Annotated in this window: 22 protein-coding genes and 4 pseudogenes; 13 read left to right on the top strand and 13 right to left on the bottom strand. The window is 69.5% G+C overall.

What is annotated here, in order from left to right:
• Positions 1-65 precede the first annotated feature (65 nt).
• The 4 genes from IMZ35_RS21450 to IMZ35_RS21435 all read left to right on the top strand — a co-directional run bounded on the left by IMZ35_RS21450 (position 66) and on the right by IMZ35_RS21435 (position 4066).
• On the top strand, positions 66-1025 hold the full coding sequence (locus IMZ35_RS21450) for a quinone oxidoreductase family protein (protein WP_199442958.1): 960 nt from the start codon (positions 66-68) through the stop codon (positions 1023-1025).
• Between the two features lie 40 nt (positions 1026-1065).
• On the top strand, positions 1066-2283 hold the full coding sequence (locus IMZ35_RS21445; RefSeq protein ID WP_199442957.1) for an FAD-dependent monooxygenase: 1218 nt from the start codon (positions 1066-1068) through the stop codon (positions 2281-2283).
• A 5-nt stretch (positions 2284-2288) separates the two neighbouring features.
• The gene (locus IMZ35_RS21440) at positions 2289-3485 is read left to right on the top strand and encodes an FAD-dependent monooxygenase (protein ID WP_199442956.1); all 1197 of its coding nucleotides are present in this window, start codon (positions 2289-2291) and stop codon (positions 3483-3485) included.
• A 422-nt stretch (positions 3486-3907) separates the two neighbouring features.
• The gene (locus IMZ35_RS21435) at positions 3908-4066 is read left to right on the top strand and encodes a hypothetical protein (protein WP_199442955.1); all 159 of its coding nucleotides are present in this window, start codon (positions 3908-3910) and stop codon (positions 4064-4066) included.
• A gap of 254 nt (positions 4067-4320) precedes the next feature.
• Here the strand turns inward: IMZ35_RS21435 and IMZ35_RS21430 are convergent, their stop codons facing one another.
• Positions 4321-5196: an SDR family oxidoreductase gene (locus IMZ35_RS21430; protein WP_307868539.1), complete on the bottom strand. Its 876-nt coding sequence runs from the start codon at positions 5194-5196 to the stop codon at positions 4321-4323.
• A gap of 106 nt (positions 5197-5302) precedes the next feature.
• Between IMZ35_RS21430 and IMZ35_RS32285 the strand changes: the two are divergent.
• Positions 5303-5608 (top strand): annotated as a pseudogene (locus tag IMZ35_RS32285) (transposase); the annotation flags it as partial.
• A 59-nt stretch (positions 5609-5667) separates the two neighbouring features.
• Here the strand turns inward: IMZ35_RS32285 and IMZ35_RS30805 are convergent.
• Positions 5668-6035, bottom strand: a pseudogene (locus tag IMZ35_RS30805) (transposase family protein); the annotation flags it as partial.
• A gap of 7 nt (positions 6036-6042) precedes the next feature.
• Positions 6043-6648 carry a TetR/AcrR family transcriptional regulator gene (locus tag IMZ35_RS21420; RefSeq protein ID WP_199442952.1) on the bottom strand — a complete coding sequence of 202 codons (606 nt, stop codon included), beginning with the start codon at positions 6646-6648 and terminating at the stop codon, positions 6043-6045.
• Positions 6649-6835: 187 nt separating this feature from the next.
• On the opposite strand from IMZ35_RS21420, the gene IMZ35_RS21415 reads away from it, so the two are divergent.
• Positions 6836-7804, top strand: a complete 969-nt coding sequence (locus tag IMZ35_RS21415) for an alpha/beta hydrolase family protein (RefSeq protein ID WP_199442951.1) — start codon at positions 6836-6838, stop codon at positions 7802-7804.
• A gap of 1501 nt (positions 7805-9305) precedes the next feature.
• Here the strand turns inward: IMZ35_RS21415 and IMZ35_RS32115 are convergent.
• The 4 genes and pseudogenes from IMZ35_RS32115 to pip form a co-directional block, all read right to left on the bottom strand.
• Positions 9306-9455 (bottom strand): annotated as a pseudogene (locus IMZ35_RS32115) (erythromycin esterase family protein); the annotation flags it as partial.
• The gene (locus IMZ35_RS21405) at positions 9419-9766 is read right to left on the bottom strand and encodes a hypothetical protein (RefSeq protein WP_199442950.1); all 348 of its coding nucleotides are present in this window, start codon (positions 9764-9766) and stop codon (positions 9419-9421) included. The pseudogene IMZ35_RS32115 and the gene IMZ35_RS21405, both read right to left, overlap by 37 nt.
• A gap of 10 nt (positions 9767-9776) precedes the next feature.
• Positions 9777-10022 carry a hypothetical protein gene (locus IMZ35_RS21400; RefSeq protein ID WP_199442949.1) on the bottom strand — a complete coding sequence of 82 codons (246 nt, stop codon included), beginning with the start codon at positions 10020-10022 and terminating at the stop codon, positions 9777-9779.
• Positions 10019-11038 (bottom strand): prolyl aminopeptidase, encoded by a 1020-nt coding sequence (gene pip, locus IMZ35_RS21395; RefSeq protein WP_199442948.1) that lies wholly within the window; start codon positions 11036-11038, stop codon positions 10019-10021. The genes IMZ35_RS21400 and pip overlap by 4 nt, the downstream gene beginning before the upstream one ends.
• A 103-nt stretch (positions 11039-11141) precedes the next feature.
• On the opposite strand from pip, the gene IMZ35_RS21390 reads away from it, so the two are divergent.
• The gene (locus tag IMZ35_RS21390) at positions 11142-11312 is read left to right on the top strand and encodes a hypothetical protein (protein WP_199442947.1); all 171 of its coding nucleotides are present in this window, start codon (positions 11142-11144) and stop codon (positions 11310-11312) included.
• Positions 11313-11793: 481 nt separating this feature from the next.
• On the opposite strand, the gene IMZ35_RS30800 is transcribed toward IMZ35_RS21390, so the two are convergent.
• Complete coding sequence (locus IMZ35_RS30800) at positions 11794-12285, bottom strand: MarR family winged helix-turn-helix transcriptional regulator (protein ID WP_199442946.1); 492 nt, start codon at positions 12283-12285, stop codon at positions 11794-11796.
• A 116-nt stretch (positions 12286-12401) separates the two neighbouring features.
• On the opposite strand from IMZ35_RS30800, the gene IMZ35_RS21380 reads away from it, so the two are divergent.
• The 3 genes from IMZ35_RS21380 to IMZ35_RS21370 all read left to right on the top strand — a co-directional run bounded on the left by IMZ35_RS21380 (position 12402) and on the right by IMZ35_RS21370 (position 15405).
• On the top strand, positions 12402-13040 hold the full coding sequence (locus IMZ35_RS21380) for an isochorismatase family protein (RefSeq protein ID WP_199442945.1): 639 nt from the start codon (positions 12402-12404) through the stop codon (positions 13038-13040).
• A 353-nt stretch (positions 13041-13393) separates the two neighbouring features.
• Complete coding sequence (locus IMZ35_RS21375) at positions 13394-14131, top strand: SDR family NAD(P)-dependent oxidoreductase (protein ID WP_199442944.1); 738 nt, start codon at positions 13394-13396, stop codon at positions 14129-14131.
• A gap of 62 nt (positions 14132-14193) precedes the next feature.
• Entirely contained in the window at positions 14194-15405 is a 1212-nt protein-coding gene (locus tag IMZ35_RS21370; RefSeq protein WP_199442943.1) for an FAD-binding oxidoreductase, read from the top strand.
• An 11-nt stretch (positions 15406-15416) separates the two neighbouring features.
• Here the strand turns inward: IMZ35_RS21370 and IMZ35_RS21365 are convergent.
• Positions 15417-15880 (bottom strand): annotated as a pseudogene (locus IMZ35_RS21365) (transposase family protein); the annotation flags it as partial.
• Between the two features lie 59 nt (positions 15881-15939).
• Between IMZ35_RS21365 and IMZ35_RS21360 the strand changes: the two are divergent.
• On the top strand, positions 15940-16500 hold the full coding sequence (locus IMZ35_RS21360; protein ID WP_199442942.1) for a transposase family protein: 561 nt from the start codon (positions 15940-15942) through the stop codon (positions 16498-16500).
• 61 nt (positions 16501-16561) lie between these two features.
• Here IMZ35_RS21360 and IMZ35_RS21355 read toward each other — a convergent pair whose 3' ends face one another.
• Together IMZ35_RS21355 and IMZ35_RS21350 are read right to left on the bottom strand one after the other, a co-directional pair.
• Positions 16562-17425: a DUF1963 domain-containing protein gene (locus tag IMZ35_RS21355; RefSeq protein ID WP_199442941.1), complete on the bottom strand. Its 864-nt coding sequence runs from the start codon at positions 17423-17425 to the stop codon at positions 16562-16564.
• Positions 17412-17627, bottom strand: coding sequence for a hypothetical protein (locus tag IMZ35_RS21350; protein ID WP_199442940.1), 216 nt, complete (start codon positions 17625-17627; stop codon positions 17412-17414). The genes IMZ35_RS21355 and IMZ35_RS21350 overlap by 14 nt, the downstream gene beginning before the upstream one ends.
• Positions 17628-18062: 435 nt before the next feature.
• Here IMZ35_RS21350 and IMZ35_RS21345 point away from each other — a divergent pair, with 435 nt between their 5' ends.
• Entirely contained in the window at positions 18063-18791 is a 729-nt protein-coding gene (locus IMZ35_RS21345) for a transposase family protein (protein WP_199442939.1), read from the top strand.
• Here the strand turns inward: IMZ35_RS21345 and IMZ35_RS21340 are convergent.
• Positions 18689-19711, bottom strand: coding sequence for an NADP-dependent oxidoreductase (locus IMZ35_RS21340; protein ID WP_199442938.1), 1023 nt, complete (start codon positions 19709-19711; stop codon positions 18689-18691). The two genes, IMZ35_RS21345 and IMZ35_RS21340, sit on opposite strands and share 103 nt — an antisense overlap.
• Before the next feature lie 141 nt (positions 19712-19852).
• Between IMZ35_RS21340 and IMZ35_RS21335 the strand changes: the two genes are divergently transcribed.
• Positions 19853-20740, top strand: coding sequence for a helix-turn-helix domain-containing protein (locus IMZ35_RS21335; RefSeq protein WP_199442937.1), 888 nt, complete (start codon positions 19853-19855; stop codon positions 20738-20740).
• A 64-nt stretch (positions 20741-20804) separates the two neighbouring features.
• Here IMZ35_RS21335 and IMZ35_RS21330 read toward each other — a convergent pair whose 3' ends face one another.
• Complete coding sequence (locus tag IMZ35_RS21330) at positions 20805-21845, bottom strand: IS630 family transposase (protein ID WP_199442936.1); 1041 nt, start codon at positions 21843-21845, stop codon at positions 20805-20807.
• Positions 21846-22033 lie beyond the last annotated feature (188 nt).

Below are 22033 nucleotides of genomic sequence, written 5' to 3'. Positions count from 1 at the left end.
GGTTGACACCTTAACGGTGTTCAGACACACTGGCCACGTCGTTTAACTTAGTTAAGGAGAACCTGATGCGTGCTGCGGTCGTCACCGCCCCCGATGTGTCACCCGCGTGCGCCGACTTCCCCGAGCCGACGGTCCCGCCCGGTCACGAGCCACTGCACCTCGTCGGAGCCGGCCTGCACAACGTCGTCCGCGGACTTGCCTCCGGCCAGCACTACGGCCGCGGCCAGATGACGTATCCGCTGGTGCCGGGCATCGACGCGGTCGCACGCACCGGTGACGGGCGCCTGGTCTACACCGGATACGCGCGTCCGCCCTTCGGGACGATGGCCGAGCGGCTGGTCGCTCCGTTCCAGGCGGAGGTTCCGGCGGGGGCGGATCCGCTCGCGATCGCCGCGGGCATGAACCCCGGCCTGTCTGGCTGGGTGGTGCTCGCCGCGCGGCGCAAGGAGGTGGGGGCCCTGGGCACCGTGCTGGTGCTGGGCGCGACCGGGACGTCGGGAAGCCTGGCGGTGCAGGGCGCGCTGGCTCTCGGGGCGGAGCGGGTCATCGCCGCCGGGCGTGATCCGGAGGCGCTGGAGCGGCTGCGTGGTGCCGGGGCGACGACGGTGTCGCTGGCCCAGGACGGGCCCGACGGCCTGGAGAGGGCTCTGGCCGATGCTGTTGCCGAGGCGCAGCCCGGTCTCGTGCTGGACTACCTGTGGGGACCTGTCGCCGAGGCCGCATTCGCCGTGCTGGGGCGGAGCGGCGAGGACACCGAAGCGGACACCGCCTACGCGCAGATCGGCTCGCTCGCGGGTCTGGAGGCGTCGCTGCCTGCGGACCTGCTGCGCAGTCGGCGGATACGGATCACCGGGAGCGGCGTCGGATCGGTGTCCCCGGAGGAGATGCTCGCCGAGGCGCCCGAGGTCATGGCCCGCTTCGCCGACGGGTCGCTGCGGGTGCCCTACACCGCGTTCCCGCTGAGCCGGATCGGTGAGGCGTGGGCGCACACCGGGCGCAGCCGGGCCGTCGTCGTGCCGGATTGAGCTGTCCACCGATCGATCGTCGTCGTGGAGGGGAAGAGTCATGCAGAAGAGGGCACTGGTGGTGGGGCTCGGGATCGCGGGGATGTCCGCGGCCATCGGGCTGCGCCGGGCGGGGTGGACGCCGGTGATCGTCGAACGAGCAGCCGGGCGTCGGACGGGGGGCTACTTCATCTTCATGTTCCCGGAGGGTGTGCAGGCCGCGGCCGACCTGGGGATCACCGACCACCTGCACACCCGCAACCCGCAATGGCGACCGGGCGGGAACTCGTGGTCGGTGGATCGCCGAGGCAGGCGGAAGCCGGTTCTGGGCTTGCTGGACGCGCCCAGCGGGCTGGCAGCGGTGCTGCGCGGCGACGTCGAGGCCGCGTTGTGGCAGGGCATCACCGGCGACGGGACCGAGGACGCGGTCGAGGTGCGGTTCGCGACCGCTCCGGTCGAGATCACCGAAGGCGCCGGCGGGGTGCGGGTCCTGCTCGAGGACGCCGGCACCGGGAAGCAGTACCGCGAGGACTTCGATCTCGTGGTCGGCGCGGACGGGATGCGCTCGAGCGTGCGCCGGATGGTGTTCGGTCCGGACGAGGACTACCTGGCGAACTGGAAGGCGATGATCTGCGCGTTCCAGCTGAAGGAGCAGGTGCCCTCCTACGAGGCGAGCGACAGCATCATCGTCTCGCGCCCAAGACGTGCGATGTGGGTGTTCGGACTCGCCGACCACGCGCCCTGCGCATGGCTGACCTACCGCACCGAGGACGTCCCGGACCGGTTCGCCGGGCCGTCGATCGAGCAGGTGCGCGCGGCCTTCTCCGGGATGGACGACGACCCCGTGGTGCGCCACGTCCTGGACTCCCTGGAGCGGGCCCCCGACCACGTGTTCGACTCGATCCACCAGGTGAAGATGCCCCGGTGGAGCAAGGGCCGGGTCGTGCTGGTGGGGGACGCGGCCTGGTGCATGAACACCTACTCGGCCATGGGCTCCTCGTCCTCGCTGCGCGGCGGCGCCGCACTGGGCGTGGCCCTGCGGGAGCACCCCGGCGACCTCGTCGCCGCTCTGGACGCCTGGGAGACCGGCCTGCGTCCCTACATCACCCGCCAGCGGCGCTCCGCACGGGTCAAGCAACAGCGGTTCGTCCCGTCCAGCCGCCCGGTCGAGGTGCTGGTTTCGGGCGTTCTCGATCTGATCCGCAGGGTCGTCCACCGCCGGCTGGCAGCGGAGTTCACCGCGGTGACGGCTGCTGCCCCGTCCGGGACGGCGCGGTGACGGCCGTGAGGAAGAGGGCGTTGGTGGTCGGGCTCGGGATCGCGGGGATGTCCGCGGCGATCGGGCTGCGCCGGGCCGGGTGGACGCCGGTGATCGTCGAACGGGCGCCCGAGCGGCGCACCGGAGGCTACTTCGTCGGGCTGTTCCCGGAGGGCCGGCAGGCCGCGGTCGACCTGGGCATCGCCGACCACCTGCACACCCGCAACCCGCAACGGCGATCGGGCGGGAACTCGTGGTCGGTGGATCGCCGGGGCAGGCGCAGGCCGGCTCTGGGATTCCTGGATCAGCCCGGGGAGCCGGCAGCGGTGCTGCGCGGCGACGTCGAGGCCGCGTTGTGGCAGGGCATCACCGGCGTCGAGGTGCGGTTCGGGACCACTCCGGTCGCGATCACCGAGGGTCCTGCCGAAGTGCAGGTCCTGCTCGAGAAGGCCGGCACCGGTGCGCAGTACCGCGAGAGCTTCGACGTGGTCGTCGGCGCGGACGGGATGCGCTCGGGCGTTCGCCGGATGGTGTTCGGTCCGGACGAGGACTACCTGACCACGTGGAACGCGATGATCTGCGCCTTCCAGCTGAAGGAGCAGGTGCCCTCCTACGAGGCGAGCGACAGCATCATCATCACGCGTGCGAAGCGGGCGGTGTGGGTGTTCGGGCTCGCCGACCACGCGCCCACCGCGCTGCTGACGTACCGGACGGCGGACATCCAGGAGCAGTTCAGCGGGTCGCGGGTCCAGCGGCTGCGCTCGGTCTTCTCCGGAATGGACGATCCCGTGGTGCGGCACGTCCTGGACTCCTTGGAAAAGACCTCCGAGCACCTGTTCGACTCGGTGCACCAGGTGCGGATGCCGCGGTGGAGCAAGGGGCGGGTCGTGCTGGTGGGGGACGCGGCGTGGTGCATGAACCTCTACTCGGGCATGGGTGCCACGTCCTCGCTTCGCGGCGGCGCCGCACTGAGCGCGGCCCTGCTGGAGCACCCCGACGACCTCACGGCCGCTCTGGACGCCTGGGAGGCCGGGCTGCGTCCGTTCATCACCAAGCACCAGCGCACCGCGCGGCTCAAGCAGCAGATGTTCGTCCCGTCCAGCCGTCGGGCCGAGGCGCTGCGTTCGGTCCTCCTCGGTCTGGTCCGCAGGGTCCGCGGACGTCGGCCGGCGACGGAGGCGGACGGTCAGCGAGCCCAGGCGGTGTCCGGCACGTCGCGGTGAGAACGTCGCGCACGGCAGCCCGACCTTCGGCCGGCTCGGCGCCCGAGGATCTTCGCCTGCGCGTCCCTGGTGGCATTCGCGTCCTCACGCAACTCCTGGAACAGGGCTCGCACCGGTTCGCTTCGCAGCAGGTCCGGCAGCGTGTGCCGGATCGGAACAGGCAGGAGGTCGTAGCGCTCCGCCAGGAACGCCCCAGCACTGCAACGGCAGCAGGACCAGGCCCGGACGCGGTCGGCGGCGTCGGCGACGTGCGGGACCGGTTCTGGTGAGCAGCCGCCGGATCTCCGGTGGCGTGAATCCGATCTTGTCCGACTCGCCGACACCGATTCCCCCTTTGCGCCAAGGAATTCGGTGACGGCAAGCCAGCCGTGGGCACGCATCGACAGTGTTGAGCGCTGCTGGCCAACGCGCTGGGCTGGGCGATGGAGTACTTCGAGCCGCTGCGGGAGGTGCTCGACGAGCTGACCGGCAAGCAGGACGTGGTCCGGGCGCACGCGCAGACCCGGAACACCGTGTCCACCGAGCTGCACGGCATGACCACGGATCTCAGTAGCTGTTTCCGAGCTACGAGGGTTGGGTGAGTCGACGGGTGGCGATTCGGATCACGGACCAGCGGACCATGGCTTCGTGATGGCGGGGCAGGCGTTCTTGGTCGCGGACGCAGCGGCGGTGTCCGATGATCCACTTCCTGTGCGGCACCGCGGAACTGTTGCTCCGCGGCGCCAACGCGGCGAGCCGAGGCGAGCGGTCAGCGTGCGGTCCTGCGCGCTGACGCACTCCCCGTGCCGCAACAAGCCGACCGGCCGGCCGGTGGGCTCGGCAGGAGGGTCGGAGGTCAGCGGAAGGCTTCCACGTGATCGCGCGCCCACTGCGCATAGGTGCGGCCGGCCTTGCCGGTGGCCTCCCCGTAGCCGGGCAGCGGCTTCATCAGCTCCGAGTAGTCCTGGTCGGAGTAGCCGTCGCCGCTGCCGCCCCCACCGCCGTCGTAGTCGACGAATCCGAGCAGCAGGTCGGCGCTCTCGGCGGCGAAGCCCCCCATCGCCGTGAGGATGTCGCGTGCCTCCTCACGGGAAACCTCCTCGTAACGCACCTCCTCGCTGAGCGCGCCGGCGATGGCCTCGACCTGCCCGCGCACGGAGAGCTGCTCGGGACCGCTGAGCGTGTACGCCTTGCCGACGTGCCCGTCCTCCAGCAGCGCCACCACGGCGACGTCCGCGATGTCCGCCTCGTGGATCGAGGCGTTGCCGGGGTCGTCGCCGAACGGGTAACGCACCGTCCGAGACTCTTTGATCATCCGGCCCCAGATCGGCAGCATGTTCGTCATGAACTCGCCGGGTCGCACGTGCGTCCACTCGAGCCCGGACTCCTCGACCGCGCGCTCGACGCGGACGTGGTAGTCGGTGTCGAAGCCGAGCGTCACGGCCGCGGCGGAGAGCACGACGACGCGCCGCACACCTGCCTGCTTGGCCAGGTCGACCACCTCGACCGCAGTCTCCGGCTGCGGAAACAGGAACAGCTTCTCCACGCCCTCGAACGCGGACACGAGCGATCCGGGCTCGAGAAGGTCGCCCGTGAAGACCTCGACGCCGTCGGGAAATCGGGCATTCGCGGGGTTGCGGGTGAGCACCCGCACCGACTCGCGCGCCCGCAGGAGCTGGTCGACGACGTGCCGCCCGACCAGCCCCGTCGCACCGGTTACCAAGATCGTCACGGCTTTCACTCCCCACCTTTGTGCCGGTCAACCAAGGTAGTTCACACTCAGGCCACTTTGTGACCGCTACCGGAATCGGGCAGGAATTCTTTCAGCCCGCGCATCAGTGCCCGTTTCCGGGCTTGAGCAGGCGGGGGCCTTTGGTGTGCAGACGAAGGAACTCCTGGTAGATCGGACGTTGTCGAAGCGCCGTTCTGCCAGGAGTTCCGTTGTTGTCGTGCCCGATGCCCGCGGACGGGTCGGGTCCACCGCAGGCGCCCCGTGCTGCCGCCTGTCCGCCTCCCACCACCCGGTTCGACGGTCGAGGCGGTATCCCACCGACGTCACCGACGCCCAGTGGGCCGAGCTGGACCCGCTGTTGCCCGACCCGGCGTGCCCGGCCGTTCGGGGCGGACGGTGGGAGAAGCACTGCCGTCGGGTGATCGTGGACGCGATTCTGAACGTGGTCGACAACGGCATCGAGTGGAGGGCACGGCGGGCGCAGAGCCGCCTCGGCCGACGGCGTGATGTGCCGACCGCGCCGCGGATCGGCGGGATGGCGTCGATCAGCGGGGATCAGCTGGGTGACGCCGTTGCGATGCCCGCCGGTGAGCGTGACGGCCAACAGAATGCCGGTGACGTCGGTGATCAGGTGGTGCTTGGGACCGAGCTTGCGCCGGTCGACCGGGCTCGGCCCCGTGTGGTCCCCCTGTGGAGCGCATGCAGGTGGGGGAGTCGACCGGGGCCCCGGACAGGTCCGGTAACCCGACGGCGCGCAGTTGCGCGAGCGGCAGTTCATGCAGTTGCTGCCAGACTCCGGCCTCGTACCACTCGGTCGACCGCCGCCAGCAGGTCGCACCCTGATCGCTAGGGGTCCAGCCTGAGCGAGCCGTGGCCGACGTTGGTGCTGTCGGCGATGGCGCGGATCAGGCGCAGCAGGTCGTCGTGGAGTTCGTCGGTCATGCGGTCCTCGGCGACACCGCGGAGGAACACGTGGTTGACGCCCCTGATCGCGGCTCGACCTGCGGCTCCCAACAGGCCGTCGCGATCGGGTCCGTCGAAGGGGAAGCCGGTTCCGGGGGTCCGCTGTGAGACCTCGGCCTCCGCCATGGCGACCACGCCGGGGTTGGCCAGGGTCATGGCGCGGGTGAGGGCGGCTTCTTCGTGGTCGACGTTGTCGCGCAGGTCGTGCCACCACCTGTCCACCAGATCGATGAACTCCACGGTGGGGTCCTGCTGGTGCAGCGCGATGACCCGCTGCTCGATGGACGCCGGCCATTCGGTGATGAAGTCGAGCTTCGACGGGAAGTAGCCCGTCACGGTCCGCGGCGCCACCTCGGCCGCGTCGGCGATGTCGGCGATCGTCGTCCGCTCGTACCCGTGTTCGGCGAACAGGCGCAGGGCCGTGTGCAGGATCAGCCGCCGTCGTCGTGCTTTGGACCGTTCCCGAAGCCCCGGACCGTCACTGGTCACCAGCACTCTCCTGTCACTCCGTCGATCACCGCTGCGTGCACCCCAGCATACATGCACTCCATGGCTAAAATGCCTGCTTGCGCAAAATTGCTACGTATGGCAATCTTCTGTCGAGCGGCCGAGCTGATCACTTCACCGAGTCCGTCGAGCAATCGGTTCACGGACCAACGGCCCGAAAGGAACGATCATGAGCACCACCTACGCGGACGCCGCCGGCTTCCCGGTCAGCGACCCCACCCCGATCCTCAGCTACAGCCCCGTCACCCTCGAGGTGCCGGGCAGGCCCGTGCCGCTGGAGATCAAGGTCTCAGCGCCCGTGACCGGGACCGACCTGCCGGTCATCCTGCTCTCGCACGGGCACGGCATGGCCAACTTCATCTCCTCGATGCGTGGCTACGGCCCCGTCGCGGACTTCTGGGCCGCCCACGGGTTCGTCGTCGTCCAGCCGACGCACCTGGACTCCACAGTGCTCGGGCTGCGCGAGCAGGACCTGCCCGACGCGCCGCTGTTCTGGTACGACCGCGCCGTCGACATGCGCACCGTCCTCGATCACCTGGAGGAGGTCCTCGCCGCGGTTCCAGGGCTGCCGGGCCGGGTCGACACCGAGAAGGTGGCCGCGGTCGGGCACTCGGCCGGCGGCCACACGGTCTCGCTGCTGCTGGGCTCGCAGGTGACCGACCCGAACGACCCTCGGGAGAAGGACCTCTCCGATCCCAGGATCAAGGCCGGCGTCGTGATCGGGGGACCGGGCATCGCCGACGAGCACTTCTCGCCGTGGGCCGCCGAGCACTACCCCATGATGAAGCACATCGACTTCGGGCAGATGACCGGCGCCGCGCTCGTCATCGCCGGCGACGAGGACCTGAACCCCCACTTCTCCTCCCGGCTCAGCTACCGCTGGGACGCCTACACCCACAGCCCCAACGGCAACAAGACACTGCTGACCTTCCTCGGCGCGCAGCACCTGTTCGGCGGCATCTCCGGCTACGACGCCGCGGAGACCTCCGACGAGAACCCCGAACGGGTTGCCGCGCTGCGCGCACTGGTGTGGGCCTACCTCCGTTCCCAGCTGTTCCCCGGCGACACGTCCTGGGACATCGCCGTGAAAGCCCTGGAAACCCGGCAGACGCCCCTGGCGAAGGTCGAAACCAAGTAGCCCACGACGCGGGTCTTGGCTGTGGCCACGACGAGCACGAGGTCGTCGGGGCCGACCAGGCGGGGACGGCCTCCCGGCAAGCCAGGGTTCGGCGCCGCCGGGCCGCGGGTGGTGGTCGACGTCGTGGATCACGTTCAGGAGCGTGTCGGCATCTGCGGTGACCAGCCGGGTGATCGACGGCGCGGGTGTCCCGGACGACGACGCGAGAGTGATCGTCGTCCGGCGCGTCCGGGTCGTGCCCTGCTCGCCCCGCCGCACGTGGTCGAGCAGGCAGCGGTCCTCGTCTCGCAGGGTTTCGACCTCAGCGGGTCCGCTGTCGTTGGCTGGCGTGTGCTTGGTGGTGTGAAAGGGTTTTCTGGTCGGGTGTGTGGTGTTCGGGAGTTGCGGCGTGTCTGCTACGAGGTGGCCAGGCGGACGCGCGGAGTGGTGACGGGGTTCCGGCCCGCTGAGGGGGTCGCGCCGAGTTCCACGAGGCCGTGATCACTGTGTCTGACCGGGTGGTGACGGTGGTCTGTGGTCGAGATGCGCCGCTGCTGGCTTGTGCGCGGTGTCGTGGTGCCGCGGAGACAGGTCCGCTGGCGTTTCTCGATGTGGCCGCTCGTTGCGGGTCACTCCGGCCACGGTCCGGCGCTGGTACCGCGCCGACGACACCGCTGACGCGCCCCGCGCCGGTGAGCCCGGTACGTGTCGGCCGACGTGGTACCGCCGCTGCGCGCCGCCGAGGGGCGCGGCCACCCGCGCGGGCGGCCCAGGACCGTGGGCGTCACCCGGCTGTCGGGTCGCTGATCGGTGGAGCGGGCGGTGCGCGTCGGGGCTGTCCGCCGAAGACGCCCCGGCGCTGCTGGCGGAGATTCGCGCGCTGGTAACCGGGCACCGCGACTGATCCGGTCACCCCGGTCCCGGGGCTACCGGCATCCCTACCAACGCGGGGCCGTGCCGTCGGGTGCGGCGCTCGTGGGTCAGCGGGGGAGTGGTGCGTCGTGATCATTGTTGGAGCCCGTTGCGAGTGGGGGGAGCGATGATGCGGGAGTGTCGGCGAGTGCTGCGCCGCCGTGTGCGGGCGGGGCTGAGCGCGGCCATGCTGGGGCGCTCGCGCGGTGGCTTGATCAGCGAGGTCTGCTCCGCTTTCGGTCCGCTCTGCCGCCCGCTGGCGTTGGTCCTGGCCGGAGAGCGGGCCGCCGCCGGTTCTCAGGTCGTCGGGTGTGGCAGATCGGTGGCGATGGTGGATCTCGGGGTGTTGAGGATGTCGTCGAACGCGTCGAGCACGGGTGTGTGCAGGTAGGTGCTCTGCATCTGGATGCGGTGGGGGCCGGTGGCGCCGGGGGCGCCGCGTCGTGCCTGACGCAGATCGGCGGTGCCGAGTCCGAGGTCGGCGGTGGCGAGGCGGCTTCGACGCTGCCGGGCTCGGGTGACCGCGGTGCGGTGTCCTCGACCGCGAACCCGAGGGTGTGCCCTCGTCGGGCCGCATCTCCGCCGTGCGTCCGGCGGTGCTCGTCACACCGAGGGCGAAGTGGTCCCCTGCCAGGGCGCTGTGCAGGTGCTGTCCCATCGGAAACCCGGTGAGCTGGCCGTTGAAGGAGATCGGCGTCTTCTGGATGTGGGCGTTGTGGGCCATCAGCACGATGCGGGTCCCCGGTTCGGATCGACGCAGGTACCACAGGAGCGACTCGGCCGTGCAGACGTCTCGACCCGGGGTGCCAGCGATCGGCCGTGCCCGGCGAACAGGTCGACCATGGCGCGGAAGGTGTGGTCACCGTGACAGGCGGCCGCCAAGCGGCGCACGGCGATGTCGTAGCCGTGCTGGTCGCTGCGGGAGACGCAGAGGTTCTGCACGACGCGGAACCGGATCAGCAGACGTACCAGGCCCGCGCTGAGCGCGTCCTGCTCGGCGGTGGCCAGGCGTGCCCACGCGGGTGCGGCCGCGGCGGCGGAGCGGCCCGCGAACGACTCGGCGATCCGCATCGTCGTTGGATCACCGGCAGCGCAGTGGCCCGTCCAGTCCGACGGGAACCGCGTCGGCGAGGTGAGCCGACAGGTCGCCGTCCGCACCCCGTCCCCGCACCCACCCGTCGAGCAGGACGCCCTCGCTGAAGCCGTGCTCGAACGCCAGCACGGTGAACCCGCAGCGCTGGACCAGGAAGCGCAGTGTCCGCTGACGCAGCGACAGGAACTCGTCGATGAAGTGGGAGTGCTCGCCGACCGCGACGACGCGCGTCACCGACGATCTCTGTCGTGATCTCCGGTGAACGGCGACGACTGCTCGCCCTGATCCTGGGCGAAGCGGTCGGTGGCGGCGATGATCGCCGCGGTCATGCTGCCGCCACCGTGACCGGTGTGGTCGAGAACCACGAGCTCGCTTCCGGGCCAGGCTCGGTGCAGCGCCCAGGCTGCGCCGAGCGGACTGCTGACGTCGTGACGCCCGTGGATCAACACGGCAGGAATCCCGTGGAGCCGTTCGATCTCACGCAGTAGCTGCCCGTCTTCCAGAAAACAGCCGTGCGACCAGTAGTGGGTCACGAGGCGGGCAAAGGCCAGCTGAAATGTCGGGTCGGCGACCGACAAGGACGGCGCGGCGTCGGGGGCCAGCGACATGTGCGTGTCCTCCCACTCGCACCACCCGCGTGCGGCCTTGGCCCGGACCTCGGGGTCGGGATCGTGGAGCAACCGACCGTAGGCGGCCGACAGGTCGCCCTCGCGTTCGGCGGAGGGCACGCCGTCGCGGAACCGTTCCCACTCACGCGGGAAGACGCGGCCCATGTCACGAGTGATCCAGTCGGTGTCGCGGCGGTCGCCGTTGGTCACGGCCGCGAGCACCATCTCGGTCACCCGCTCCGGATGTGCCTGCGCGTAGGCGAGAGCGAGTGTGACGCCCCACGAGCCACCCCACACCAGCCATCGTTCGATTCCCAGGTGGACCCGCAGCGCCTCGATGTCGGCGACGAGGTGCTGAGTGGTGTTCGCCGACAGGTCGACGACCGGATCGGTCGCCGAGGGTGTGCTGCGCCCGGAGTTGCGCTGATCGAACAGGACCACGCGGTAACGGTTCGGGTCGAACAGGCTCCGCGTTCTCGGAGAGCTCCCCGACCCGGGACCGCCGTGCAGGGCGACTGCCGGCTTGCCGTGAGGGTTGCCCGACACCTCCCAGTACAGCGAATGACCGTCGCCGACCTCGAGCATGCCTGACTCGTGTGGCTCGTTCGACGGGTAACGCGTGTCTTCGGACCTGCTCGGCATACAGACATGATCGCGCACCGGTGCCCGACGCGAGGGAGGTGGTACACGCCAACAGAAGCGTGAACGCACCGAATCCACAACCGCGCACCGGTGTCTTGAGTTGTTGATTCTCTGCGCCACGCGGCACTGCGCCGCGCGTGCCACCGCGGCGCTGCAGAGCCTGGCCACCGGCCCGGTGCCGGTGCTGGCCGAACTGCTGGCCGGTACCACCGGTGCCACTGGCCGTCCGGTGGCGCGCACGAAGGCCGTGGCCTGGTCGCGGTGGACCCGCTGATCGGCGCGGTGACTGCTACGAGCGCGGGTGGCACCCGGCGCGGCAGGGGCTCGACCGACAGTCGTGGTCGCTGACGGGGCGGTGCGGGGTGCACCGGAGACGGCCAGCGGGGCCTCGCTGTGCGAGGCACTCCCTGCCGTGCGCGCGGCACCGCGCGGACAGGCCGGTGAGACGTTCCTCCCCGGCGGTTTGCGTGCGGGTGCCTACCCTGCGTCAGGGCCCGCTCGTAGCGGACGATGTACTGGCCGAGGTGCGTGGTGTGGGGGCGCACCGGCCAGCAGTCGCTGCGTGCGATCTCGGCGACCACCGCGTCGAGGCTCCGGTCGCGATCGCCGGGGACCGGATGTGCGCGCAGTTGCTCGACGGCATCCCCGTCGCCGCGCTGGCGCCGAGGCGCGTCTGCACGGGCGGGGAGCAGCGATCGCAGCGAGCCGGTCCGCCAGAGCGCCGCCCGCGGCGCTGGTTCCCCCGGCGGATGACCTCAGATGCACGAACCGGTGACCGGGGCGCTCTCCACGAAGGGGCCGAAGGCCAGATGCTGCAGCGTGCGCACCATCTGATCGAGATCGACCTGGTCGACATCGGCGAAGAGTGCCGCCTGTCGTGCCGTCGTCTCGGCCTGCACCTGGTGAGCCAGCGCCCGACCTGGGTCGGTCACGTGCACGACTCGTGCGCGGCGATCACCCGGCGCCGGCTGGCGCGACATCAGGCCCGCCTGCTCGAGACGGTCGATCGCGGCTGTCACGGTGGTCTTGTCGAGGCCGAGGGCCGACCCCAGCGCCAGCTGGGTCATGCCGGGATTCGACGCCACGGTGGACAGGACGACATAGGTGCGAATGCTCAGTCCGTGCGGCGCGACCACCTCGCTGAGGAAGCTGCCGAGAGCAAAGCCGACACGATGTAGCAGCCAGTTCAGATCCGTACCGAACGGCTGCGGTACGTCCGCGGAGCGGGAGTGAGCCGGTGATGTCACGTCCGAAAGATATCACATGATCCCAGCGGAGATACTCTTGACTCGTATCATCTTGCGTCGTAGCATTGTCTCGTCCACCGCAACAGCGGAGGCCAGCCCATCTCCGAGGAGAAGTCATGCGCATCCTGCGCCCCGAGGACAGCACCATCATCATGATCGACCACGCGGTCGGCTTCGGTAATCTCTTCCGCTCGCACGACGTCACGTACCACGTGAACAACGCCGTGGGCCTCGCGAAGACCGCACAGGCGTACGACGTGCCTCTGGTCGTCACCAACGGCGCCGACACCGACCCGTCCGGTCCTCTCTTCACGCCCCTGAAGACGGTGCTCGGCGACACCGAGGTCATCGTCCGCGAGGGGAACTTCGATGCCTTCGACACCCCGAGGTTCGCCCAGGCCGTCGAGGCCGCCGGCCGCCGCAAGCTCGTTCTCTCGGGTCTGATGACCGAAGGCTGCGTGCTGCAGACGGCACTGTCCGGCATCGACCGGGGCTACGACGTCCACGTCGCCGTGGACGTCACCGCGGGGGTCAACCTGGAGGTCCACGAGGCAGCAGTCCAGCGCATGATCCAGGCGGGGGTGGTTCCGGTCACCTGGCTGTCCGTGGCATCGGAGTTCCAGCGCAGCTACGCCAACGTGGCGAAGGTGGGCCACTTCATGGGCCTGATGTCCGAGCACACCTCGACGCTCGGGATGTTCATCCAGGCCAGCGCTGCCGCTGCGGCCACCCAGGCAGTCGCCGCGAACGGCTGACCGGAGTCTCTCGCCTCGCGGACCGGACGGAGCCGGCGCACGGCGCGCAGTCCGCCGCCGCTTCGTTCGCCCACGCAGGCCATGAGCCCACCAGACACCGAGCGTCCGTGTCGATGGACGATCGGACCCGACCTGGCCGACCGAGGGACCGCGCGCCTGTGCCGTCGGCCGGCTGTCGGAGCTCGACTGCGCTCACCGACGAACACCCCCACCCCCACTTCCGATGATGTCGGGCACGCCCTGCTCGCGCAGCGCGGTCGACTCGTGGACCAACGCGACACCGGTCGCACTGATGAGGAACAGAGATGACGGACGTGTACACGATCCCCGCGTGGAGGGGGTCACCAGCCGACATGACCGGCACGACGGCACTGGTCGTCGGAGGCGCCGGAGGCGTGGGTGAGGGTGTCGTGCGAGCCCTCCTGAGCGCCGGTGCGAAGGTGGTCGTCGGCGGTCGCGACCAGGGCCGACTGGATGCCTTCTCGGCTCGACTGCGCACCGACGGTGCGGACGTCAGCCAGCTGACCACCGCAGTCCTCGACGGCCTGTCGGCAGACCTGGGCCCGACAGTGCAGTCGCTGGTGACCGAGCACGGCCGCTTCGACGTGGCGGTGGTGAGCGTCGCCTCCTGGGGCGATCAGGGGCGAAAGCCGCTCCTCGCGCTGAGCGACGAGGAGTGGGACGCGCTCGTGGCGGCAAACCAGACAGTGGTCTTCCGGCTCTACCGAGCGCTGGTGCCCGCCCTGGCACGGACCGGCTCCCTTGTGCAGCTCAACGGGATGAGTGCCGACATCCCCTTCCCCGGTGCCGGAGGAGTCGCGTCGGCGGCGGCGGCCACCAAGTCGCTCACCCGGACTCTCGCTGCCGAGCTGGGCAGCCGGGGTCCGCGTGTGTACGAGATGGTGTTGGGCGTCGTCCGCACCAGGGCCCGCCAACTGGCCGGCGTCGATGACAACCGGTGGATCGACGGCACCCAGATCGGGGAACACGTCGCCGAGCTGGCCACAGCGGTGAGCCCTCTCACCGGGACCGTCCTGCAGTACTTCGTCGACAAGGTGGCCGGTCCGCAGGCCACCCCGCCGCAGGACTGACGGCCATGCTCGATGTGATCCGTCCCGGCGACGCCCGGTACCCGAGCGTCCAACACGTCTACGTGGCGACCGGCTCCCCCGCTGCTGTGATCCGACCACGCTCGGCTGCCGAGGTCCCGGAAGCGCTGGCCCTCGCTCGCGCGAAGGACCAGCCGATCGCCATCCGCAGCGGTGGCCACGGCATCAGCAGCATCTCCACCAACACCGGCGGCGTCGTCATCGACCTCGGCGCGCTCAACACCGTCGAGCGCCTGCACGACCAGCACGTCCGGATCGGCCCCGGTGCGCGATGGAGCGGTGTCGCCAGGGCGCTGTACCCCATGGGACTGGCCATCAGCTCCGGGGACTCCGGGGACGTCGGAGTCGGGGGCCTTGCCACCACCGGGGGCATCGGGCTCATGGGCCGCGCCCACGGACTCACCATCGACCACCTGACAGCCGCAGAGGTCGTCACCGCCGACGGATGCACCGTGCGGGCCTCGAGATCAGATCACCCGGACCTGTTCTGGGGCCTGCGTGGAGCCGGCGCCAACTTCGGGATCGTCACCTCGTTCGAGTTCCGGGCCGCCCCGACACCGTCCGTGGTGCAGGCGACGGTGGCTTACGCGCTGCCTGACGTCGCCGGCTTCCTCCAGAGGTGGGGGCACGTCCTCGAGACCGCCCCCCGGGAGGTCTCCGCGTTCCTCTACCTGATCGGCGGCCCGACGCCCTTCGCGCAAGCCACCGTCGTCTTCGCCGGAGACGACACAGCGGCGGCGGCCGACGCCCTGGAGCCCTTCGTCCGACTTCCCGGAGTCGTGAGACAGCGCGCTCAGCTGGTGCCCTACGCGTCGGTCCCACTGACCACCAACGCCACGCACACCGGACAGCAGGCGGCTGTCACGCACACCGGGCTGGCAGACCACCTCGACCCGGACCTGGCCCGTGCCACAGCCGTGCTCCTGCGGGGCGGCGCTGCCGACATGGTGCAGATCCGCTCCGCCGGAGGTGCCATAAACGACGTCCCGGCCGATGCCACCGCCTACGCCCACCGCCACCAGAACTTCTCCGTCACCGCGGTCACGACGGGCGACCGAGCTGCTTTCGCGGATGCCTGGCGGCCGCTCCGGACACTGATGGACGGGATCTACCTGAGTTTCGAGTCCGATCACCAAGCGGACGACGTGCTCCGCGCCTTCCCTGCTGCGACGTTGGCCCGGCTCCGCGAGCTGAAGCTCCGCTGGGATCCCGACCGGGTGTTCACCCAGAACTTCGACGTCAGCCTGAAGGCATGAGAGAACCTTTTTCATCGTGGTTGACGGTGGGTCTCGATGTGGTGCGGGACGAGGACGGCCGCGACGATCGCGGTGGCCCGGCGTGGGCAGCAGCGCAGCTTGATCAGGACCTTCCAGCCCTTGAGCAGCGATACAGCGCGTTCGCCGAGTGCGCGGATGCGGGCATGTGCCCGGTTGACCGCCTTCTGCCCGCGTGACAGCCGCGGCCGGGTGGCGTGGCGCTTGAACGGGTGCGCACCGTGCCGCCCGCGCCTTGACACGCCTCGTCGACGAAGGTGGTGACGTCGTGGGCGGTCAGCACGTCGAGCAGGCCGTGAGTGCGGGCCGCAGTCAGGTCGTGCACGGAGCCGGGCAGGGCCGACGAGGCCCACACCAGCCGACCCGCCGGGTCGGCGAGGACCTGGACGTTGACGCCGCGTCGACGGTGTTTGCCCGAGCAGTAGGGCTTCTGGTCGGCGACGCGGTCGATCGGCACTGAGGGCTGTCACGTAACTCGGTGCTCGGTCACCGGGGTGGATCGGGGATCATGATCGGGTGCAGGTGCTCTCGGCGTCCCGGTCGGAGTGGATCGCACCGTTCACGGGCTTGCAGCCGGGGCAGTTCCACAAGCTGGTGCGGGTGCTGGCCGAGCGCGGTGGTGACGCGATCGTGGATGGCACCCTGGTGCCCACCCGCGACCACCGCCTGGCCGCACGGTCGAAGAACTACCGGTACTCGACCAACCTGCAGGTGGCCATCGAAGCCGACGCCCGCCTCGTGATCGCCACCGGTGAGCCGCAACCGGGCAACCGCAACGACTGCACCGTCTACCGCGACTCCGGCGTGCTCGACGGTCGCCCGGTCATGGCCGACGGCGGCTACCAGGGCAACCCCGAGGTGATCATGCCCTACCGCACACCCCGCGACGGCAGCGAACTCGCCGACTGGCAGGAGGACCTCAACACCGTCCACCGCAGCGTTCGCGCCCGCGCCGAACACGCACTGGCCCGCATGAAGAACTGGACCATCCTGCGCGACCACCGCCGCGCCGCCCACACCCTGCGCGACACCGCCTCCGCCATCGCTCGCCTCCACGACCTCGCCCTCACCGGCTGACCAAGAAGTACTCGACCACCAATCACAGGATCAGTCACGTGACAGCCCTCAGTGACGCCCCCTACTCGGTGAACATGGTGAACGAACGCATCTGGTCGAAGCGCTTCGCGGCGAGATCATCGAACCTGATCAGGAAGCATCCGTAGTAGAACTCGCCGTTCGTGGGGAACTGGGCGAGCGGCACCCATTCCTGGATCAACCGGCGCTCCTCTTCGTCCTGCAGGCGGAACCGCTCCTCCATCGGCATGTCGGCATCAGCTGCCCGCAGGCCCGTGACGCTATCGAACGCCATCTGCGCGTATGGATTGTCGTGGCCGCCGATCTCCCGGCAGTACCCGCCGATGCGAAGCGTGCAGAAGCGGTCCTGAGCCGGCCAGAGATCGTCGACGAGCTCGCACAACTGCTTCACGGCGTCCGCTTCGGACGTGACATCGCGCCGTTCGATCCAGTCGGGCAGCACCGGTTGCACCCATGCGGTGAGTCTGCACTCGGGAATGAGGAACGGGATGGGCTCCATAAAGAACGCCCTGGTGTCGTGGCCGGGCGGCGGTGATGCCACCTCCGTTTCCGTGCCGGCTGGGACGTAGAGGACTCGCGAGAACTCGGTGGTGGGATGTTCTTCCATGTCTTCCTCGTGGTGCAGGAAGAACAGCAGCGAACCGTCCGCCGGCAGGTCAAGCCCTTCGGCTCGCGGGAGGGCCGCGCAGTCGACGGAGCCGATGAACGGCAACGGGTGCTCGTCGCCCGGCCACTCCATGCCCGCCGGTAGCTCAGGAAGCCCACCGAGCTGCCCGACGACCTCATCCCCGGCAGCGCTTGGACCCGCCCAGATCGCGAACCGGAGCTGGTCGGCGAACTTGTCGATCTCGTCCTGCGGGATGCCTCGATCGATTGCGGCGCTGCGGAACTGCTCATGACGATCCATGGCGCAGCATGATCGCAGATCGGTGGAAGCGCTCCCCCTCACCATCCACAGTGCTGGCGCCAGCTCCGCCGGCGGCAGGTCGGGCTTGCTCGGCCAGATCGATCCCCTTGACCAGGTACGGGTACTCGCGAGGCTCGTCGACGAGCCGAACCTCGCCGTCGTGATCGAATGCCGTGCCGGTGTCGTCATTTGTCGTCGTCATGATGATGTCCCAGACTCAGGTGGGCGCGGGCCCGGCTCCGTCCTCGCGTGGATACGGGAATTCGCTGTCACAAAAGGAAACCGTTACTACTCTTGGCCTTGTGGCCGTCGAGCGGAGTCGGTGGAGCGTCAGCGTCGCAGGTTGTGGGGCGTCTTGGCGGACCGGTGCCGTCGGCGGGCGCTTGGATCCGCGGCTGAGCAGCCAGGTGGTCCATCCTCGTTGCCTGGCGCGTTGGACCTAAGCACAACGTTGTCGATGGGTTGCCATGAGTTGGTCGATCGAGATGCCGGGGCCCTGTGCGAGTGAGGTTTTCTCAACGAAATTGGCCGGTACTGCTTCATATGCCGGATTGGCGGGGCGCTGACCTGCGGAAGGACGTGAGCCCCTGGTAGGAACAGATCTGCCGAGATCACGTCCCTGAACCAGGGGCTCACGATGGTCACCTGTTCTGCCACGCTCGACGTCCCCCGCCACGTGGTCGACCTCCTCGCCCGCCTGCTGGCCGCCCACCGCCGGACGGTCGGCACCCCGTCCGGCAGCCGCGCGCTGAGCCCGTTCCGCCAGGCCGTGCTGGTCCTGCGCTGGTTCCGCGACCGGGACCGGATTCACCGCTTGGCCGTCGACGCCGGAATCTCGCAGGCCACCGGCTACCGCTACCTGCACGAGGGCGTCGACGTCCTCGCCGATCAGGCACCAGAGCTGCACGACGTGCTCAAGCGAGAACACGACCGGGGCCTGACCCACGTCGTGCTGGACGGCACCCCGGTGCCCTGCGCCCGGCTGGCCGGCGTGACCCAGAACGGCAACGACCTGTGGTACTCCGGCAAAGGCCATCGCTTCGCCGGGAACATCCAGTTCATCTCCGCCCCGGACGGCACCCCGCTGTGGGTCTCCGACGTGGAACCCGGCTCGTTCCACGACATGCGCGCCGCCCGCCTGCACGCACTGCCCGCCCTGTACAAGGCCGCTCGCGGCGGGCTCCCGACACTGGCCGACGTCGACCACACCGGAGCCGGCGCGGGCGTGCACACCCCGATCCGTCCACCTGATCCGCAGGGTTTTCAGCTGATCTGCGCGATCATCTTTCCCGCGGTTCGGCCTGTGAACATCTGCGTGAAGGCGGCGGGGATGGTCTCCAGTCCTTGGACGAGGTGGGTTCCGTAGTGCAGTTTCCGCTCCGCGATGGCGGGGGCGAGGTCGGCGAGGAACTCGGGGTAGCTGTGGCCGTGGTACTCGGTCACGTTGACGCCGCGAATGGTGAGGATTTTGTAGAGCGCGGCCCTCAGCAGGTCGGGGAGGTGGTCTGGTCCGGTGAAGGGCTCGGTTCGGGTGATCTGCGACATGACACCGCCCACGGCGATCTGCGCGTTCACGTTCAGGTGCGGCAGCAACGCGGGGAACAGGGCGGCGCCCACGTTGTCGTAGAGGGTGTCGATCCCGTCGGGGACGGCGTGGGCGAGTTGTTCGGTGAAGTCGGGTGCCCGGTGGTCGACGGCGGCGTCCAGGCCGAGGTCCTCGATCAGGTGCCGGATCTTCTCGGGACCGCCCGCGGTGCCCACGACCCGGTAGCCCCGGAGCTTGCCGATCTGCGCGGCGGCCGAGCCGACGGCACCCGCCGCGGCGGTGACGAGGAGTGTTCCGCGCGGCTTCGGGTTCAGCAGGACGGTCAGGGCGACCCAGGCGGTGAGGCCGGTCATGCCGAGCGTGCCGAGGTGCGCGGGCAGTGGTGCGATGTCCGGATCGACGATTCGGAGGTCGGATCCGTCGGAGACGGCGTAGTCCTGCCAGCCGGTGGTGCCGGCGACGTGGTCGCCGACGGCGAAGGCGGGGTTGTTGCTCTGCTCGACGACGGCGACGGTGAAGGCGAACATCGTCTCGCCCAGTGCGATGGGGGGCTGGTCGCTGTTGGCGTTGCCCATCAGGATGCGGTTGAGCGGATCCAGTGAGACCAGGACGTTGCGGACGAGCACCTGTCCGTCGCCGGGGACGGGGACGGGGCGCTGCACGATCTGAAAGTCGCTTTCCTTCGGGTTCCCGTGCGGCCTGGCGGCCAGGGTGATCTGTCGATTCACCGGTGAACGCATGCGTGGTTGTCCTTGGGGCTTGAGGTTCGGTGATGCCGTCCTCAGGCAACGCCTTGTGCCGCAACCCGGACAAGTGCCGTGGTGCACCAGGGTAGTGACAGGGCCCCTCAGGTCGCGTCGGAGGCGGGTTACGGTGCTGGGGTGACCGAAAAGCCGAACCACTTGGGTGACTACCTCCGCGCCCGACGCGCGCTTGTCACGCCCGCGCAAGCAGGCCTCGCCGATCGTGGTGGGCGGCGGGTGCCCGGTTTGAGGCGCGACGAGGTCGCCATGCTCGCCGGGATCAGCCGCGACTACTACCTGCGTCTGGAGCGGGGGCGCGACCGCAACCCGTCCGTGCAGGTGCTGGAGTCGCTCGCCCGTGTCCTGCGGCTCGACGACGAGCACACGGTCTACCTGCTCGGCCTCGGTGCCGACAAGCCCCGGCGGAAGCGCCGCAGGTCGGGCACGGAATCGGTGCCCGCCGGCATCCTGCAGCTCTTGCCGATCCTGCCGTGTCCCGCGTTCGTCGAGGGGCGCTACTTCGACGTCCTGGCCGCCAACGCCACGGCGACCGCGCTGTCGCCGCGCCTGTCGGTCGGACGCAACCAGCTGCTCGACGTGTTCCTCGCTCCGGAGGAGCGCACGTTCCACCTGGACTGGGAGGGGACCACGGAGTGCTACGTCGCACACCTGCGCCAAGCCGTGGGCACCGACACCGACGACCACCGCTTCATCGAGCTCGTCGGCGAGCTTTCCCTTGCCAGTCCACGCTTTCGCGCTCTGTGGAACCGCCACGACGTGGGCAGGCAGCACGGCGCCGCGGTCCCGTTCGACCATCCCCAGGTGGGAAGGATGCGTCTGCACCGCGAAAGGTTCCCGATCACCGGAACCGAAGGCATCACCCTCGTCCTGTGCTACGCCGAAACCGGGACCGCCGACGCCGACAAACTGGCGCTCCTGGGATCGTTCGCACTCACACCGACCGCAAGCAATAGCGAAAACGGCATTTCTTGGCTCCGTTTTCCCCTGGTCGAACGACACGACTGAATTTCGCCAGACAGATTGCCAACGGAATTTCGATGAGGTTATTGAGCCGAAAGTGCTCAGTTGCCTACATGATGGCGTAGCGGACGTGTGGGGCTCGGAAGTAGCCGCGGACGATGTGCGGCTGGTGTTGGCGGCGGCGCAGGAAGCGTCTGGTTTCGTGGGCGAGGTGGTCGGCGGTGTGGGCGCGGGAGGCGTTGACGTTGCGTTTGAGATCGGCGCCCCGCAGTTCGTCCGGGTTGAGCTCCGGGCTGTAGCCGGGCATCAGGTGCAGTTCGATCCGGTCGGCGTTGTCCCGCAGCCAGGCGCGGACGGCCTTGCCGCGGTGGACCGGGTGCCGGTCGGCGACGACGTGCACCTTCCGGCCGGCCTGACGGGCCACGCGGTCGAGGAACGCGGTGAACACCGGTGCGGTGAAGCGTTCGGTGAACACGGTGAACCACAACGCGCCCCGTGAGGCGACCGCGGACATCACGTTGACCCGCAAGTGTTTCCCGGTCACCCGCACGATCGGCGTTCGACCCTTCGGCGCCCAGGACCGGCCGGGCGGCGCGGCATCGGGGCGCAGCCCGCACTGGTCCACCCAGGCGATCGCCGCACCGTCGGCCTTCGCACGCGCCTCGATCACCGGACAGTTCTCGTCCAACCAGGCGCGCACGGCGGCGGGCTGCTGCTCGTAGGCCCGCTGCGCAGGGCGTTGAGGAGTGAACCCGTGGCGACGCAGCCACAACCCCACGCCCTGTTCGGTCATGTCGACCCCGACGACCAGGCGGATCAGCTCGACCACCGCCTGACGGGTCCACAGCGGCCCGCCGATCAGCAGCTCTTCGGGGGTGTAGTCGGCCATCGCCGCGAACAGCGTGCCCCGGTCCTCCGCGCTGATCAGTTCGGCAGGGCCGGGACGCCCCTTGCGGGTCGCCAGCCCGTCGCGACCGTCCCGCCGATAGGCCCGCCACCAGGTGCCCACCGACCGCTCGGAGACCCCGAACACCTCAGCGGCCTGCCGATACCCCTCGACCTTCCCGGCCTCCAACGCCGCCACCACCCGCAACCGCAGCACCTCACGCTTCGCAGGCGACAACCGGTGCGCACCCTCGACCTCGACCATGGTGATCAACCTACAGGCACGTGATCACTTTCGATTCAATAACGCGCTGCGAGCAAAGACGCGCTTTGTGAAAAATTTGTCCTAAGAGCCGGTCTCACGTGGTTGCTTTGGTGAGTTGCTTGAAGCAGGTCAGCGCTGCGGCCAGGGTGGCGAAGGCGCAGTAGTTGACGGCATCGCGTTCGTACCGG

The sequence above is a fragment of the Umezawaea beigongshangensis genome, from assembly GCF_016464305.1.
Taxonomy (GTDB): Bacteria; Actinomycetota; Actinomycetes; order Mycobacteriales; family Pseudonocardiaceae; genus Umezawaea_A; species Umezawaea_A beigongshangensis.
Note: the sequence above shows the minus strand (reverse complement) of the source record. Positions and strands in the feature narration are given on the sequence as shown.

What these genes read in the sequence shown, in the direction of transcription:
- IMZ35_RS21405 (WP_199442950.1), bottom strand. Translation starts at nt 9,766, where the DNA reads ATGCGGATCGCCGAGTCGTTCGCGGGCCGCTCCGCCGCCGCGGCCGCA.
- IMZ35_RS21375 (WP_199442944.1), top strand. Translation starts at nt 13,394, where the DNA reads ATGACCGGCACGACGGCACTGGTCGTCGGAGGCGCCGGAGGCGTGGGT.
- IMZ35_RS21450 (WP_199442958.1), top strand. Translation starts at nt 66, where the DNA reads ATGCGTGCTGCGGTCGTCACCGCCCCCGATGTGTCACCCGCGTGCGCC.
- IMZ35_RS21350 (WP_199442940.1), bottom strand. Translation starts at nt 17,627, where the DNA reads ATGACGACGACAAATGACGACACCGGCACGGCATTCGATCACGACGGC.
- IMZ35_RS21435 (WP_199442955.1), top strand. Translation starts at nt 3,908, where the DNA reads ATGGAGTACTTCGAGCCGCTGCGGGAGGTGCTCGACGAGCTGACCGGC.
- IMZ35_RS21330 (WP_199442936.1), bottom strand. Translation starts at nt 21,845, where the DNA reads ATGGTCGAGGTCGAGGGTGCGCACCGGTTGTCGCCTGCGAAGCGTGAG.
- IMZ35_RS21445 (WP_199442957.1), top strand. Translation starts at nt 1,066, where the DNA reads ATGCAGAAGAGGGCACTGGTGGTGGGGCTCGGGATCGCGGGGATGTCC.
- IMZ35_RS21340 (WP_199442938.1), bottom strand. Translation starts at nt 19,711, where the DNA reads ATGCGTTCACCGGTGAATCGACAGATCACCCTGGCCGCCAGGCCGCAC.
- IMZ35_RS21380 (WP_199442945.1), top strand. Translation starts at nt 12,402, where the DNA reads ATGCGCATCCTGCGCCCCGAGGACAGCACCATCATCATGATCGACCAC.
- IMZ35_RS21415 (WP_199442951.1), top strand. Translation starts at nt 6,836, where the DNA reads ATGAGCACCACCTACGCGGACGCCGCCGGCTTCCCGGTCAGCGACCCC.
- pip (WP_199442948.1), bottom strand. Translation starts at nt 11,038, where the DNA reads ATGCCGAGCAGGTCCGAAGACACGCGTTACCCGTCGAACGAGCCACAC.
- IMZ35_RS21345 (WP_199442939.1), top strand. Translation starts at nt 18,063, where the DNA reads ATGGTCACCTGTTCTGCCACGCTCGACGTCCCCCGCCACGTGGTCGAC.
- IMZ35_RS21355 (WP_199442941.1), bottom strand. Translation starts at nt 17,425, where the DNA reads ATGGATCGTCATGAGCAGTTCCGCAGCGCCGCAATCGATCGAGGCATC.